This is a genomic window from Dysgonomonas sp. ZJ279, assembly GCF_011039205.1.
Classification (GTDB): Bacteria; Bacteroidota; Bacteroidia; order Bacteroidales; family Dysgonomonadaceae; genus Dysgonomonas.
In genome coordinates this window covers 38328-53288 of record NZ_JAAKEL010000009.1, presented here as the reverse complement: position 1 = coordinate 53288, position 14961 = coordinate 38328, and the positions used below count along the sequence as shown (strand labels likewise).

Annotated in this window: 14 protein-coding genes; 9 read left to right on the top strand and 5 right to left on the bottom strand. The window is 36.3% G+C overall.

Annotation, left to right across the window (positions count from 1 at the left end; genetic code table 11):
* The first annotated feature begins 35 nt into the window (after positions 1-35).
* Complete coding sequence (gene ffh / locus G7Y57_RS11260) at positions 36-1355, top strand: signal recognition particle protein (RefSeq protein ID WP_165023983.1); 1320 nt, start codon at positions 36-38, stop codon at positions 1353-1355.
* A 315-nt stretch (positions 1356-1670) separates the two neighbouring features.
* Positions 1671-2552, top strand: a complete 882-nt coding sequence (gene folD, locus G7Y57_RS11255; protein WP_165023981.1) for a bifunctional methylenetetrahydrofolate dehydrogenase/methenyltetrahydrofolate cyclohydrolase FolD — start codon at positions 1671-1673, stop codon at positions 2550-2552.
* Between the two features lie 2 nt (positions 2553-2554).
* Here the strand turns inward: folD and G7Y57_RS11250 are convergent, their stop codons facing one another.
* The 5 genes from G7Y57_RS11250 to G7Y57_RS11230 are packed head-to-tail and all read right to left on the bottom strand — an operon-like array spanning position 2555 to position 6648.
* The gene (locus tag G7Y57_RS11250) at positions 2555-3160 is read right to left on the bottom strand and encodes an HAD-IB family hydrolase (protein WP_165023978.1); all 606 of its coding nucleotides are present in this window, start codon (positions 3158-3160) and stop codon (positions 2555-2557) included.
* A gap of 11 nt (positions 3161-3171) precedes the next feature.
* Positions 3172-4056, bottom strand: a complete 885-nt coding sequence (locus G7Y57_RS11245) for a decaprenyl-phosphate phosphoribosyltransferase (RefSeq protein WP_165023976.1) — start codon at positions 4054-4056, stop codon at positions 3172-3174.
* Between the two features lie 7 nt (positions 4057-4063).
* Positions 4064-5350: a DUF6080 domain-containing protein gene (locus G7Y57_RS17895; RefSeq protein WP_221412126.1), complete on the bottom strand. Its 1287-nt coding sequence runs from the start codon at positions 5348-5350 to the stop codon at positions 4064-4066.
* A gap of 21 nt (positions 5351-5371) precedes the next feature.
* A complete protein-coding gene (locus G7Y57_RS11235; protein WP_165023970.1) occupies positions 5372-5824 on the bottom strand; it encodes a hypothetical protein in 453 nt (150 codons plus the stop codon).
* Positions 5825-5883: 59 nt separating this feature from the next.
* Positions 5884-6648, bottom strand: a complete 765-nt coding sequence (locus tag G7Y57_RS11230) for a ThiF family adenylyltransferase (RefSeq protein WP_165023968.1) — start codon at positions 6646-6648, stop codon at positions 5884-5886.
* Positions 6649-6761: 113 nt separating this feature from the next.
* Here G7Y57_RS11230 and purD point away from each other — a divergent pair, with 113 nt between their 5' ends.
* The 7 genes from purD to typA all read left to right on the top strand — a co-directional run bounded on the left by purD (position 6762) and on the right by typA (position 14846).
* The gene (gene purD / locus G7Y57_RS11225; protein ID WP_165023965.1) at positions 6762-8033 is read left to right on the top strand and encodes a phosphoribosylamine--glycine ligase; all 1272 of its coding nucleotides are present in this window, start codon (positions 6762-6764) and stop codon (positions 8031-8033) included.
* Between the two features lie 10 nt (positions 8034-8043).
* Positions 8044-9057, top strand: coding sequence for a hypothetical protein (locus tag G7Y57_RS11220; RefSeq protein WP_165023963.1), 1014 nt, complete (start codon positions 8044-8046; stop codon positions 9055-9057).
* A gap of 48 nt (positions 9058-9105) precedes the next feature.
* Positions 9106-9591 (top strand): DUF4251 domain-containing protein, encoded by a 486-nt coding sequence (locus G7Y57_RS11215; RefSeq protein ID WP_255491425.1) that lies wholly within the window; start codon positions 9106-9108, stop codon positions 9589-9591.
* A gap of 121 nt (positions 9592-9712) precedes the next feature.
* Entirely contained in the window at positions 9713-10753 is a 1041-nt protein-coding gene (lpxD, locus tag G7Y57_RS11210; protein ID WP_185153936.1) for a UDP-3-O-(3-hydroxymyristoyl)glucosamine N-acyltransferase, read from the top strand.
* Positions 10754-10767: 14 nt separating this feature from the next.
* Positions 10768-12156 carry a bifunctional UDP-3-O-[3-hydroxymyristoyl] N-acetylglucosamine deacetylase/3-hydroxyacyl-ACP dehydratase gene (locus tag G7Y57_RS11205; protein WP_165023958.1) on the top strand — a complete coding sequence of 463 codons (1389 nt, stop codon included), beginning with the start codon at positions 10768-10770 and terminating at the stop codon, positions 12154-12156.
* 10 nt (positions 12157-12166) lie between these two features.
* Positions 12167-12952: an acyl-ACP--UDP-N-acetylglucosamine O-acyltransferase gene (gene lpxA / locus G7Y57_RS11200; RefSeq protein WP_165023955.1), complete on the top strand. Its 786-nt coding sequence runs from the start codon at positions 12167-12169 to the stop codon at positions 12950-12952.
* Positions 12953-13046: 94 nt separating this feature from the next.
* Entirely contained in the window at positions 13047-14846 is a 1800-nt protein-coding gene (typA, locus tag G7Y57_RS11195) for a translational GTPase TypA (protein WP_165023953.1), read from the top strand.
* Positions 14847-14961 lie beyond the last annotated feature (115 nt).

Sequence of the window (14961 nt, the reverse complement as noted above, 5' to 3'; positions counted from 1 at the left end):
CTCCATTAATCGAATATAAATAACGAATTTACAATATGTTTGAAAGTCTTAGTAGTAGATTAGAACGATCGTTTAAAATCTTGAAAGGTGAAGGCAAAATCACCGAAATAAATGTAGCCGAAACGCTTAAGGATGTACGCCGTGCGTTACTCGATGCCGACGTTAACTACAAAACAGCAAAACAATTTACCGAAACTGTTAAAGATAAAGCAATGGGACAAGACGTGCTTACTGCCGTTAAACCTGAACAGCTTTTGGTGAAAATTGTACATGACGAGCTAGCCTTGTTGATGGGTGGTACTGCTACCGATATCAACATAAAAGGTTCGCCTGCAATTATATTGATGGCCGGTCTGCAAGGATCAGGTAAAACAACATTCTCGGGCAAACTTGCCAAAATGTTGAAATCTAAAAAAGGCAAAAATCCACTTCTTGTTGCTGACGATATATATCGCCCTGCTGCTATCGAGCAGTTAAAGATACTGGGTGCTCAAATAGAGGTTCCTGTATATTTCGAAGAAGACAGCAAGGATCCTGTACAGATTGCATTGAATGCAATTAAACAAGCAAAACAAAATGGCAATGATCTTGTCATAATAGATACTGCCGGTCGTTTGGCTGTTGACGAAGAAATGATGAAAGAGATTACAGCTATCAAAAATGCTGTAAAACCTGACGAAATTCTATTCGTAGTAGACTCGATGACAGGACAGGATGCCGTGAATACAGCCAAAGAATTTAACGACAGATTGAATTTTGATGGTGTTGTATTAACAAAACTTGATGGTGATACACGTGGTGGTGCTGCACTCTCTATCCGCTCGATAGTAGACAAACCTATCAAATTTGTAGGAACAGGCGAAAAAATGGATGCTCTCGATGTATTCCATCCCGATCGTATGGCTGACCGTATATTGGGTATGGGTGATATCGTATCACTCGTAGAAAGAGCGCAAGAGCAATACGATGAAGAAGAGGCACGCCGCCTGCAAAAGAAAATAGCAAAGAATCAATTCGACTTCAACGATTTTATCGGACAGATACAACAAATTAAAAAGATGGGTAATCTAAAAGATTTGGCTGCTATGATTCCGGGCGTGGGCAAGTCGATCAAAGACCTGGATATTGACGATGACGCATTCAAAAGTATCGAGGCTATTATCTATTCGATGACTCCAAAAGAAAGAAGTAATCCTGAAATCTTAAACGGAAGCCGTCGTCAGCGTATTGCTGCTGGTAGTGGAACATCTACTCAAGACGTGAATAAGTTGATCAAACAATTTGATCAAACACGTAAAATGATGAAAATGATGACCCAGATGAAAGGTGGTAAAATGCCACAAATGAAAAAATAAGATTGTATTTATATATTGAAAGGAGGAGCAGATGTTCCTCCTTTTTTATTTATAAATAACGTGAGTTTGACAGAAAAAAGGAACAACAAAATTTTCATTCGAATTTGTCATCCAGCTACGCAGTGAGGGATCTATTATTCTACAATAAGGAAAAGTCGAGATCCCTCACTGCGTAGCGGGATGACAGAATGGACGAAAGACTGATACCAAATCATAAAGCATAAGTTATATGATATTTAATATCGAACTTACTTTAAATAATAAATATTGACCTCTATTTTGTATCTTTACACCCATAATCTCAAATAAGAAAGAATGCAACTAATTGACGGAAAAGCCATATCGGCACAAATGAAGATTGAAATAGCAGAAGAAGTTGCCCGAATAAAAGCTGCGGGAGGTAAAACTCCTCATCTGGCAGCAGTACTTGTGGGACACGATGGTGGCAGCGAAACTTATGTAGCCAGCAAAGTACGTACATGCGAAGAAGTTGGATTTAAATCATCTCTAATTCGTTATGAAGATAACATCACCGAAGAAGAACTTCTGGCTTGTGTAGACCGTTTGAATAAAGATTCTGATGTGGACGGTTTCATTGTACAATTGCCTCTACCCAAACATATATCGGAACAAAAAGTAATAGAAGCCATCGACCATCGCAAAGATGTGGATGGATTCCATCCTATCAATGTAGGCCGCATGTCAATTGGGTTACCCTGCTTCGTATCGGCTACTCCGGCAGGTATCATAGAACTCTTGAAACGATATAACATACCGACGCAAGGCAAACACTGCGTTGTACTAGGTCGCAGTAATATTGTAGGAAAGCCCGTTGCTAATTTGATGATGCAAAAAGGCTATCCGGGTGATGCTACTGTAACGGTTTGCCATAGTCGTACACCGAACATTAAAGAGGTTTGTCTAAGTGCCGATATTATTATCGCAGCTCTTGGCGTTCCCGAATTTTTGAAAGGAGATATGGTAAAAGAAGGTGCAGTAGTAATAGATGTAGGTACCACCCGTGTTGCTTCGACAGAAACAAAATCAGGATTCAAACTTAAAGGAGATGTAGCTTTTGATGAAGTTGCTCCTAAAACATCATATATCACTCCTGTTCCGGGAGGAGTCGGCCCGATGACAATTATCTCTTTGATGAGAAATACATTATTGGCAGGTAAGAAAGATATATATAAGTAAATTCAGAACTTTCTATAGAATGGATAATCGGCGATGGAGAGCAATTCTTTATCGCCGCTACTATCTCCATATGCATATAATTTATAGGAATCTCTATCAGGATACAATGCGAGTAAACGATTTACTTTCTCCCGCCCATAACAGTTCTTACTTGCAAATCTACCCGTTATTATATTATCTTTTATTTCTATCTGCGTACCAATTACCTCTTCTATATTTGAAGTATTTGCCCAAGGTTTAATCCAATCGACAATAGAAGCACTTATTATTATTATCTGATGCCCTTCTGATTGGTGCCACTTAATCTTATCAGCAGCTTCTAAATTCGTTATTTCATCAATTCTCCTACTATATCTCTGACAATAAAGATCGAAATCAGGTTTCTTTTTTCCTTTGAAGAAAAAGGAAAACATACGTTGTTTTGCTGATTCATTTGTAATAAAACCAAGCTTAAAAAGAACTAATATTGGCGATAAAATAAGCAATCCAGCTACTAACTTCCATCCCCCATGACAAAAAACGATAAAGTCAAAAAGAGTATCCTTCACTGTAATCGTCCCATCAAAATCGAAGACTGCAATAATTCTTGATTCTTCAACAATTTTCATGCCATAACGTTTTATTTGTAAAGAAGTGAAAATATCAAAAAAGTACCTATCCAACCAATAAATATTATATGCATAAAGCGATCTTTAATAAATATTTTAGTTGGATTTCCTCCATCCCCTTTTACAAAAACAATTTGTAAATAGCGTAGAATACCAAGTATAACAAAAATAGAGGATAGATATAAATTTTCCCCATTACGAGCAATCACTTCGGGTGAAACCGTGTACATGATATAAGAAACAATTATAATACTAGACATTATAGTAATAACAGTATTCAAGAAATCGAGATTATAACCATCCAGATTTTTTCGAGCCTTATTACCCGTTTCAATAAAAATAAGAACATCATCTCTCCGTTTCCCCAGAGCTAAAAGTAATGCTAACAAAAACGTCATAATTACAACCCATCTGGAAAGAGGTACATCTGTTACCAACCCACCGAGAAAAAGACGTATAACGAAACCCGCAGCGACAATAGAAACATCAACAATAGCAATATGCTTCAACTTAAATGAATAAAGGACATTTAACACAAAGTAGAGTCCCAATAGTGCAACAGCATAAATATCTTTTAATAAGAATATATACATTGAGAATCCTGATGCAAGCAAAAAAGTAAATAGAATAAAGGCATCTCTCTTATTTACAGTTCCCGAAGCTAAAGGTCTGTTTCTTTTCATAGGATGTAACTTGTCAGCTTCAATATCGCACAAGTCATTAACGATGTATATAGAACTGGCAACGAATGACAAACCAATAAAAGCCCAAATACAAGCTATAATTAAAGGAATCTCAGTCATCCTAAATGCAAAAAACATTGGAATAAATACGAATAGATTTTTAACCCATTGATGCACCCGTATCAGCTGTATGTATGATTTTATTCTTCTCATTATATAATTAAATTGAAATCCAGTCCGGCAATACTAAAGGATAATATTCTATCGCAAGGGTGAGAAAATTAATTAATTGGTAAATATTATTTACACACAGAAAAAGAAACATGCAAGATAATAATAATAGAAATATATTACCCGTTTTTTTACTTAATGATTTATATAACCAACCTAGAAAAAGAGGTACTACATAAACCCAATGACCTCCATATAAAAATCCCTCAGCAATACCAAATTTCAAAATTACATGTAAAAAAATATCACAGCTAAAGAATAGTACTAAAAGTTGAATATACTTATTTTTATAACCTCTAATTATAGAGTATATGATAAAAAAGAATAATAGCCCAACAAATAGATATTGCCACCAAAAATGATAACGATCGGTTTCTATCATCACCCCTGAATACTCATTCAGTCCTTTTTGTATCGGAGGAAAAAATATCGGAGATCCTAAAAATAGATCAACTACCTTCTCAAGCAAACTACTCTCGGAATAGATAAACTTATTAATCCCAGAAGTAAGATTTGAAAAAATGTTATATCTAAATTCTATCCATACAAGGCTTAAGAAAAACAATATTCCTAAAGCGAATATTTTATAAAGCTTATTTTTTATATTCCCTTTAATAAAGAATATCGGAATAATTCCTTTTGCAAAGTTTGTTATTGTTGTACCTCCTAATGCAAATGCAAAAAATATATTGGAAAGAAATGTCACTTTCTTCTCCGATAATATACAGTAGCTATAATAATATACAGTAAAAGTCAGGAGGAACAATGAAATTGTAAAAGATTCGATGGTGAAACAGAGAATAAGATTTGTTGAAAAGAACCCATAGAAGAAAACTAAAAGGTAAAGAGGGTACTTATTTACTCCTACTATAATCTTAAGATACCGATATATATAAACTATAGATAAAGAGACTATTGAAGTGCAAAATAAAACTATAAATACTCCTTTCGCTTTATAGCCGAATAATTTAATTAATACATCTCCTACCAACATTAAAGGCTTGGTGAAATAGAGCATCAAGGGATGCCTTTCCAAATTCAGAAAACCTTGATTAAATATAGGTGTATTGTCAAAAGAAAGATATAAATCATAAATTCCTGCATAAGGATAGTCTAGAATATAGGTATGGAAAAGTAAGAACAATGAATACGATAAATAAATAAAAGTAAAAAACAGAAAAAGCGATATTTCTATCTTACCCTTAGGCAGTATTGTTATAACAACGTTTTTTAGCTGTACAAAATTATCTTTTAAAACCTTTGTTTTAGAGTCCATTATGTAAAAATACAATATTTATCAGTCATTCTGATAAGGTATATTCTTAAACTCGCTTAACTCTACAATTTTGCTTTTCACCGCCGTAACATCACTATAAATAAGATTGGATAGGTCTAACTTGCGTTGTTTTTGTCCACCGTTAAGCAAAAGGACAATGTAGCTCACTCCAATGTTTACTTGGCTGACTGTTGTCCATTCTATCTTTACATTACTTTGTCCGGGTAAACTGGCTTCAATAGAATTACTATCGATTCTCAATGTATCTCCCGGTAACCAAAGGGTATTACTAAGCAATAATATAGCAGCCATTACGACTCCGATCAGAGAACTACAGAAAAGAATATCAAAACGACTTGCCACGCCTTCGGTAATACAGAAGTAAAGGCTGAAAATTATCAGATAAATACCGATAACAATATTAGTTATCTTTTTACCTCCCGATATACCATATTTAACAACTAACTCACTCATATCTATGTGTTTTAATGAATTTCCTACAAAGATGCAAAAATATCTTCGTAATATTTTACTTATTCTTTACAAATATCCTGAATTACCAACCCTGCTAAATTCAATCCGAAAATGGCGGTAATATGAGACATAGTACCGTTTACTTGTGCCTTTTTACTCGGGTTCTTTTCTCGAAGCAATGCCGAACTTTTAGATTCGTCCTGCTCATAAACCAAACCTTTGTTTTCTAAAAGTTCATCGCTATATACACATAAGAATTTTTTAGCAGGTTTATTTTCTTTTTTCATCCGCTGACGCAAAGCAGAAGCAAGTCTGCATCCCTGAACTTTCCAAAACTCTGCAACTTTTATTCTCGAAGGATCCATCTTTAAGGCGGCTCCCATAGATGAAAACAAAGTTCCTTGTGTTTTTGTTGCAGCTTGAATAAGATGGATTTTATGCTTGAGGCTGTCTATGGCATCTATTATATAATCATAAGTACCCAAATGGAAAGACGCTGATGACTCTTCACTATACACCTGAGCTAAAGTCGTTATTTCAGCATCTGGATTTATATCTAACAATCGCGATTTTAGCACATCAACTTTTACCTGCCCCACAGTCTTGGTCGTGGCCATCAACTGACGATTTATATTTGTTTCACAGACACGATCTGCATCTACTATTGTTAAATGTTTTATCCCTGATCGTACGAGACTCTCTGCACACCAGCTACCAACACCTCCCACACCGAATATTATAACACGTGTAGAAGAAATTTTATTCATTAAATCACTACCCAATAGTAACTCGGTGCGTTTAAATATACCCTTTTCTATATCCATCTGTCGTTTTTTTCCTTTATTAAGGGTGCAAAATTACAATAAATATTCAGGATTTCATGTTAACAGAAAATAATCATATATCTTTGTCATTCAAAGAAAAATCAGTATCCATTATGAATATTTTATTGTTAGGAAGTGGCGGACGCGAAAACGCTTTAGCGTGGAAAATTAATCAAAGTACCAAAGTAGATAACCTCTACATTGCACCGGGTAATGCTGGCACTGGCCTGATTGGTAAAAACATAGATTTATCTATAACCGATTTCCCCTCAATAAAACAATTTGTGTTGGAAAACAATATCGACATGATAGTTGTCGGTCCCGAAGAACCATTAGTTAAAGGAATCTACGACTATTTTGCAAACGATACGCAAACAAAAAATATCCCGGTTATCGGTCCTTCGCAAAAAGGCGCAGAACTCGAAGGCAGCAAAGATTTTGCTAAACAGTTTATGGTTCGCCATAATATACCTACAGCTCGCTACAAAAGCTTTTCTTTAAATCAGTTAGAAGATGCTTATTCATTCCTTGAACAACTGCAAGCACCATATGTACTAAAAGCCGATGGTTTAGCCGCCGGAAAAGGTGTACTTATCATAAATGATCTCGACGAAGCTAAGTCCGAACTCAAAGAAATGCTTAGTGGCATGTTTGGGGATGCCAGCAAAACTGTTGTGATCGAAGAATTCTTATCGGGAATAGAATGCTCCGTATTTGTAATGACAGATGGCGATTCATATAAAATTTTGCCTGTTGCAAAAGACTATAAGCGCATAGGTGAAGGTGATACAGGATTAAATACAGGTGGTATGGGAGCTGTTTCTCCGGTTTCGTTTGCTGACGAAATCTTCATGAAGAAGGTAGAGGAACGCATTGTAATACCGACTGTTGAAGGCTTAAAGAAAGACAACATCACATACAAAGGTTTCATCTTCGTTGGACTGATAGAAGTAAAAGGCGAACCAATGGTAATAGAATATAATGTCCGAATGGGTGATCCTGAAACAGAAGCGGTAATGCTTCGCATAAAATCGGATTTTGTTTCTTTGCTGGAGGGTGTCGCAACCAAAACATTAAAAGAAAAAACGCTGGAAATAGACCCTAGATACGTAGTAACAGTAATGCTCGTTTCGGGCGGATATCCTGGAGACTACGAAAAGAATAAAGAAATGACCGGACTCGATGCAATATCTGACAGTATCCTGTTTCATGCAGGAACTAAATTGTCGGATGGTAAAGTTCTTACAAACGGCGGACGCGTAATTGCTGTAAGCTCTTATGGAGAGACAAAAAAAGAAGCCCTTACTTTATCATTCCAAAATGCGGAAAAAATAAAGTTCGATAAGAAATATTATCGTAAAGATATTGGCTTCGACCTGAAATAAACATTAGATAGTGAATCTCAGATCATATAAAAAGACGATTGCAGAAGGGAAGGGCATATTTATATTCGCCATCCTATTCGCGATTCTTATCCGGATAATATATTTCATATTTTCTGACGAGTCGTTATTTTATATATCTTCTCCATCCAATGGCTATCTGTGGATTCCAATTTCATTCTTTTTTGCTCAATCAGCAACAATCTCTTTACTGAGTACCAGTATAGCTATTGCTCTTATCGCCTTCTTGAATAGCCACATAAATACAAAATATGTATTAATCAGAAGAAAAACATTTCTACCTGCAGCCTTTTCTGTACTACTATTCAGTTGTAGTACCTTTTTTCTGGGAATGAGTGCAGAATATTTCGGAGTTTTATTCATTCTATTAACCATATCCTCTCTGTTTTCGTCATATAATAGCGACAAAAAACAATTTGGAGCATTCAATGCTAGTTTTATTCTGACACTAGGCAGCCTTTTTGTACCCGGGCTACTTTTATACTTTCCTATTTTATGGATTGGGCTGGGAATAATGAGATGCTTCAATTTTAAATCATTCTTGGCAACGATGCTGGGAATAATAATTCTATACTTTCCTGCATTTTCTTATTATCTCTTTACAGATAAATTAGCTGTTTTTTATGCACCATTTACATCAGTTACTATAAATCAATTAAGTAATTTACCTATTCTAAATCTCCAGCTTGCCGATTGGATTATAATTGGATTTTCGGGAATAATAATAAGTATCATACTTATAGATAGCTACATAAACAGCTACAAAGATAAAATCAGAACACGCGCATATATCTACTTACTGATTTTAATTACTTCTGTTTCCATCTTGCTTTCTATCTTCCTCAATATTAATTATATATCTAACATATACATCGCTATAGGGGTAGGCACTTTAATTCTTTCTCATTTTTATGCTTTAGCTGAAGATAAGTGGAAAATATTCCTATTTTACCTTTACTTTATTCTATATATAGCTACTTGCTTTTTACCATATTTACCCATCTAATAAAACATTCCGAACAATCATACGTTCTATTATAAAATGATGGATGGTATGAAACTAATTTTAAAGATTACAGCTATTATACTGCTAACTAATTTATTGGCAAGTTGCAAAACAGGAGAAACAAGTGTTTCTGATCAAGGAACAATCTCACGCATGACCGAAAAAATAGACTCTGTGAATTATACCTTTGTTCCTTCTACTGCGACACCGATGAGTGGAGGAAGAACTATTCAGCTAACATCACCTTACTCTTTAAAAATAACAAAAGATACAATTACCTCATATTTACCCTATTTCGGACGTGCCTATTCAGCCCCTTATTCTTCTGATGAAGGAGGTATAAAATTTGTGAGTACCAAATTTGATTACTTAATTTCGGAAAAGAAAAAAGGTATGTGGGATGTATCGATAGACATCAAAGACAACCAACATAATTATAAACTTGTTCTACGAATCGGAGATACAGGTTATACATCACTTACGGTACAGGAAAACAGCAGACAACCCATATCCTTTTACGGAAAGATTGAATAAATAACAATATTTTGTATTCTCCCAAAGGTTTTTAAGTATAAAAGTCATATATTTGGAAAATTATTATTTATTTCGCATTCTCGGAAAAGAATACATTTAGTTTTTACTTTTTTATATGCAAATATCCTTCACTGCACAGCAAATTGCTACAGTTTTAAATGGAACGATTGAAGGTGATCCTTCTGTTGAGGTTACTAATTTCTCTAAGATAGAAGAAGGTAAACCAGGGACCCTGACATTTTTAGCCAATCCCAAATACACCAATTACATATATACAACTAAGGCAAGCATCGTCTTAGTTAATAATGATTTCGTAGCAGAGCATCCCATAGAGGCTACTCTAATACGCACCTTCAATGCATATGCCTCATTAGCCATATTGCTCGACTTCGTTGAAAAATCGAAACCTAAAAAAACAGGAATAGAACAAATGTCGTTTGTGAGTGAAAAAGCTGTATTAGAAGAAGACGTATATATTGGAGCATTCGCCTATATAGCTGATAGAGCAAAAATAGGCAAAGGATCGAAGATATACCCCCAATCCTATATTGGTGAGGGTGTTACTATCGGAGAAAATACAATTATCTACTCGGGAGCAAAAATATATGATGGTTGCCAGATAGGCAGTAATTGTATTATACACTCAGGAGCTGTAATTGGATCAGATGGTTTTGGCTTCGCTTTAGAAGAGGATGTATACAAAAAAATACCTCAACTAGGTATTGTAATCATAGCAGACGATGTTGAAATAGGAGCAAATACAACTATCGACCGTGCTGTTATGGATGCTACCATAATACATAAAGGTGTTAAGTTGGATAACCTCATCCAAATAGCACATAATGTTGAAGTGGGTGAAAACACTGTTATGGCAGCTCAGGTTGGCGTATCAGGTTCTACCAAAATAGGAAAACAGTGTATGTTTGGCGGACAAGTTGGTCTAGGAGGCCATATTACTGTGGGTGACAATGCAAATATCGGTGCGCAAGCAGGTATAATAAGCAATGTAAAAGCAAATGCTAAAATAATAGGAGCACCGGCCATGCCAGTAAAAGATTTTTTCCGGTCTAGTGTAGTTTTCCCTAAACTACCGGAAATGTATCGTCAGATGGCGCAACTACAAAGAGAAATAGAAGAATTAAAATCTAAAATAAACAAATAAGAGCCTTTTTAATAATGGATAAACAACACACGCTGAAAGATAGCTTTACCCTACAAGGTAAAGGACTACATACAGGGTTGCCAATAACGATTACATTTAATCCGGCACCCGAAAATCACGGATATAAAGTAAGAAGAATTGATCTGGAAGATCAACCTATCATAGATGCTCTTGCCGAGAATGTAGGAAATACTCAACGTGGTACAGTGCTAATAAAAGGAGATGTGATAGTGAGTACTATCGAGCATGCCATGGCTGCACTATATGCCCTGAATGTTGACAACTGCTTGATAGATGTCAACGCTCCCGAATTTCCGATACTGGATGGTAGCGCTATCAAATATGTAGAAGCTATCAAAAAAGTTGGTCTGGAAGAACAAAGTGAGGAAAGAGACTATTTCATCGTGCGCCGCAAAATGGAGATAAAGGACGAAGAAACAGGATCAAAAATAATCCTGCTACCGGACGAACAATTTTGTGTAAATTCATTTATTGAATTTGAATCGAAATATATACCGAATCAATCAGCATCTTTGGATGATCTGAACGATTTCGAAAATGAAATAGCAGGTGCCCGTACTTTTGTTTTTGTACGCGAAATACAAAAATTATTAGAGGCCGGATTAATAAAAGGTGGAGATCTCGATAATGCAATCGTAATATACGAAAGACAAATATCTCAAGAAGCCCTTGACAATCTAGGCACGCTATTGGGTATTCCTTTCAAAAAGGATGCAACAGAACTAGGCTACCTCAACAATAAAGAAATTCAATACCCTAACGAACCTGCTCGCCACAAACTATTAGATGTTGTTGGAGATATGGCTCTAATAGGAAAACCAATCAAAGGACGTATAATAGCTACACGCCCGGGGCACAAAATCAATAATCAATTGGCACGTGCAATCCGTAAGCAGATTAAAATGAACGAAGTTCAGCCACCTATATACGATCCGAATATCGAACCTGTATTTGACATCAATAAGATCAAACTACTACTACCTCACCGTTACCCATTATTGATGGTAGATAAGATTATCGAAATTGGCCAGAAACATATTGTCGGAGTTAAAAACATGACAATGAATGAGGCGTTCTTCCAAGGACACTTCCCTCAAGAACCTGTTATGCCGGGAGTATTACAAATTGAGGCAATGGCACAAATAGGAGGTCTTCTTGTTCTTTCTCAAGTAGAAGAACCAGAAAGATATTCTACTTACTTTTTGAAAATCGACAATGTAAAATTCAGAAGCAAAGTTGTACCAGGAGATACACTGATCTTCCGCCTTCAAATGATGTCAGAAATACGACGTGGAATTGCTAACATGAAAGGATTTGCCTTTGTTGGTGAGAAACTCGTATCAGAAGCCGAATTTACGGCTCAAATCGTAAAAAATAAATAAATAAGATTATATGTCAAACATATCGACTTTAGCTCATGTTGACTCTGACGCTAAATTGGGAGAGAATGTAACCATAGAGCCATTCGCATTTATCGATAAGAATGTTGAAATAGGTGATGGTACAATCATTATGTCAGGAGCCAACATAAGAGAAGGTTCTAGGATTGGAAAAAACTGTTGTATTTCTCCGGGAGCAGTTATTGCAGGTATACCTCAAGACTTGAAGTTCAGAGGTGAAGATACTTTAGCAATTGTAGGGGATGGTACTATGGTGAGAGAATGCGTGACCGTCAATCGCGGAACAGCATCGAAAGGACATACCATCGTTGGCAAGAACTGCTTACTGATGGCTTATAGCCACATTGCTCACGATTCTATATTAGGAGATTACGTTATAATAGGTAATGCTACACAGCTAGCTGGAGAAGTAGAGGTAGATCATCATGCTATATTAAGCGGAGGTACACTTGTTCATCAATTTACCCGTATTGGTGCTCATGTTATGATACAAGGAGGCACTCGTTTGGGAAAAGACATCCCTCCATATATTATCGCCGGACGCGAACCTGTATGTTATTCGGGAGTAAATCTAGTGGGATTACGAAGACATAATTATTCGAATGATAAAATAAATGAGATACAGGAAATCTATCGTATCATTTATCAATCAGGCTATAACTTCACCGACGCTGTGAAAAAAATAGAGCAAGAATTCGAGAAAACTCCGGAAATGGAGTTAATAGTTGAGTTCGTTAAAAGCTCGCCACGTGGCATTGTCAGAGGTTATATGGGATAAAATATATAAAATATTCATAAAGCATCCATTTAGAGCAATCTAAGTGGATGTTTTTGTTTAAAAAAGCGTACCTTTGCAACCTCAAAATTTATGTATGCAGAATATTAGAAACATTGCGATTATCGCACACGTGGATCATGGTAAGACTACACTTGTTGACAAGCTACTTCTTGCCGGATTACTTTTCAGAGACAATCAGTCAACAGGCGATCTTATTCTTGACAATAACGATTTGGAGCGTGAACGCGGGATAACTATCCTTTCCAAAAACGTATCAATCAACTATAAAGGAACAAAAATCAACATTATTGACACTCCCGGCCATGCCGACTTTGGAGGAGAAGTTGAACGAGTATTAAATATGGCCGATGGCTGTCTACTATTGGTAGATGCATTTGAGGGACCAATGCCACAAACTCGTTTTGTGCTGCAAAAGGCTATTCAAATGGGATTGAAACCCATTGTTGTAATCAACAAAGTAGACAAACCAAATTGTCGCCCCGAAGAGGTGCATGAAATGGTATTCGACCTTATGTTCAGTCTCGATGCAACCGAAGAACAATTGGACTTCCCTACTATCTACGGTTCTGCTAAACAAGGCTGGATGTCGGAAGATTGGAAAGAAAAGACAGAAGATCTTATTCCTCTCTTAGATGCAATTGTAAAACATATCCCCGGCCCTGAATTATTAGAAGGAACTCCACAAATGCTAATAACATCTCTGGATTATTCTAAATATGTAGGACGTATCGCTATCGGACGTATTCACCGCGGTGAATTGAAAGAAGGAATGGATGTTTCTCTTTGCAAGCGTGACGGAAGCTTCATAAAAAGTAGAATTAAAGAAATAAATACATTCGAGGGACTTGGTCGCACAAAGGTAACAAGTGCCGAATGTGGTGACCTATGTGCTCTTATTGGTATCGACGGTTTTGAAATTGGAGATTCAATTGCCAGCCTCGAAAACCCGGAGCCATTACCTCCTATCGATATCGATGAGCCTACTATGTCGATGCTCTTCACTATCAATGACTCTCCGTTCTTTGGTAAAGAGGGTAAATTTGTTACCTCCCGCCATATACACGACCGCCTTATACGCGAGTTGGATAAGAATTTAGCTTTACGCGTAGAGTTAACGCAAAATGCTGATTCATGGACTGTTTTCGGACGTGGAATTCTCCATATATCAGTTTTAATCGAGACTATGCGTCGAGAAGGTTATGAATTGCAAGTAGGACAACCTAAAGTAATCATCAAAGAAATAGATGGTGTAAAACACGAACCAATAGAGCAATTGACAATTAATCTACCTGAAGAATATTCAAGTAAGATTATTGACCTTGTGACTCGTCGTCGTGGCGAACTAACTATGATGGAAACCAAAAGAGATCGTGTTTATCTCGAATTTACAATCCCTTCGCGTGGTATAATCGGTATTAACAATACTGCACTTACACTTTCGGCAGGTGAAGCTGTTGTATCTCATCGCTTCCTTGACTTCCAACCATGGAAAGGCGACATCGATAAACGCTCAAACGGATCTATAATCGCCAGCGAATCAGGCAATGCATATGCATATGCTCTTGACAAATTGCAAGATCGCGGACATTTCTTTGTAGAACCACAAACTGACATCTATATGGGACAGATTGTAGGTGAACACTCGAAAGAAGGTGACTTGGTCGTTAATCTTACAAGAGCTAAAAAAATGAGTAACGTACGTGCTTCGGGTACTGACGATAAAGCAAAACTAGCTCCTGCTATTATTTTCAGCCTTGAAGATGCACTGGAATATATAAAAGAAGACGAATATGTAGAGGTTACTCCAAGCTCTATCCGTCTGCGTAAAATATATCTCGATGAGAATGAACGCAAGCGCATGACCAAGAAATAATATCTTCCCGATATCAATATATAAAGTCCCCCTGCATAGTCTGCAAGGGGCTTTTTTATTATACAGGAAGAAAAAGTCTAAAATATGAAAGATTATTTAACCATTCCAAATAATT

Excerpts from the sequence above, each read along its gene's own strand:
- ffh (WP_165023983.1), top strand. The coding sequence starts at position 36 with ATGTTTGAAAGTCTTAGTAGTAGATTAGAACGATCGTTTAAAATCTTG.
- folD (WP_165023981.1), top strand. The coding sequence starts at position 1,671 with ATGCAACTAATTGACGGAAAAGCCATATCGGCACAAATGAAGATTGAA.
- G7Y57_RS11250 (WP_165023978.1), bottom strand. The coding sequence starts at position 3,160 with ATGAAAATTGTTGAAGAATCAAGAATTATTGCAGTCTTCGATTTTGAT.
- G7Y57_RS11245 (WP_165023976.1), bottom strand. The coding sequence starts at position 4,056 with ATGAGAAGAATAAAATCATACATACAGCTGATACGGGTGCATCAATGG.
- G7Y57_RS17895 (WP_221412126.1), bottom strand. The coding sequence starts at position 5,350 with ATGGACTCTAAAACAAAGGTTTTAAAAGATAATTTTGTACAGCTAAAA.
- G7Y57_RS11235 (WP_165023970.1), bottom strand. The coding sequence starts at position 5,824 with ATGAGTGAGTTAGTTGTTAAATATGGTATATCGGGAGGTAAAAAGATA.
- G7Y57_RS11230 (WP_165023968.1), bottom strand. The coding sequence starts at position 6,648 with ATGGATATAGAAAAGGGTATATTTAAACGCACCGAGTTACTATTGGGT.
- purD (WP_165023965.1), top strand. The coding sequence starts at position 6,762 with ATGAATATTTTATTGTTAGGAAGTGGCGGACGCGAAAACGCTTTAGCG.
- G7Y57_RS11215 (WP_255491425.1), top strand. The coding sequence starts at position 9,106 with ATGAAACTAATTTTAAAGATTACAGCTATTATACTGCTAACTAATTTA.
- G7Y57_RS11205 (WP_165023958.1), top strand. The coding sequence starts at position 10,768 with ATGGATAAACAACACACGCTGAAAGATAGCTTTACCCTACAAGGTAAA.
- lpxA (WP_165023955.1), top strand. The coding sequence starts at position 12,167 with ATGTCAAACATATCGACTTTAGCTCATGTTGACTCTGACGCTAAATTG.
- typA (WP_165023953.1), top strand. The coding sequence starts at position 13,047 with ATGCAGAATATTAGAAACATTGCGATTATCGCACACGTGGATCATGGT.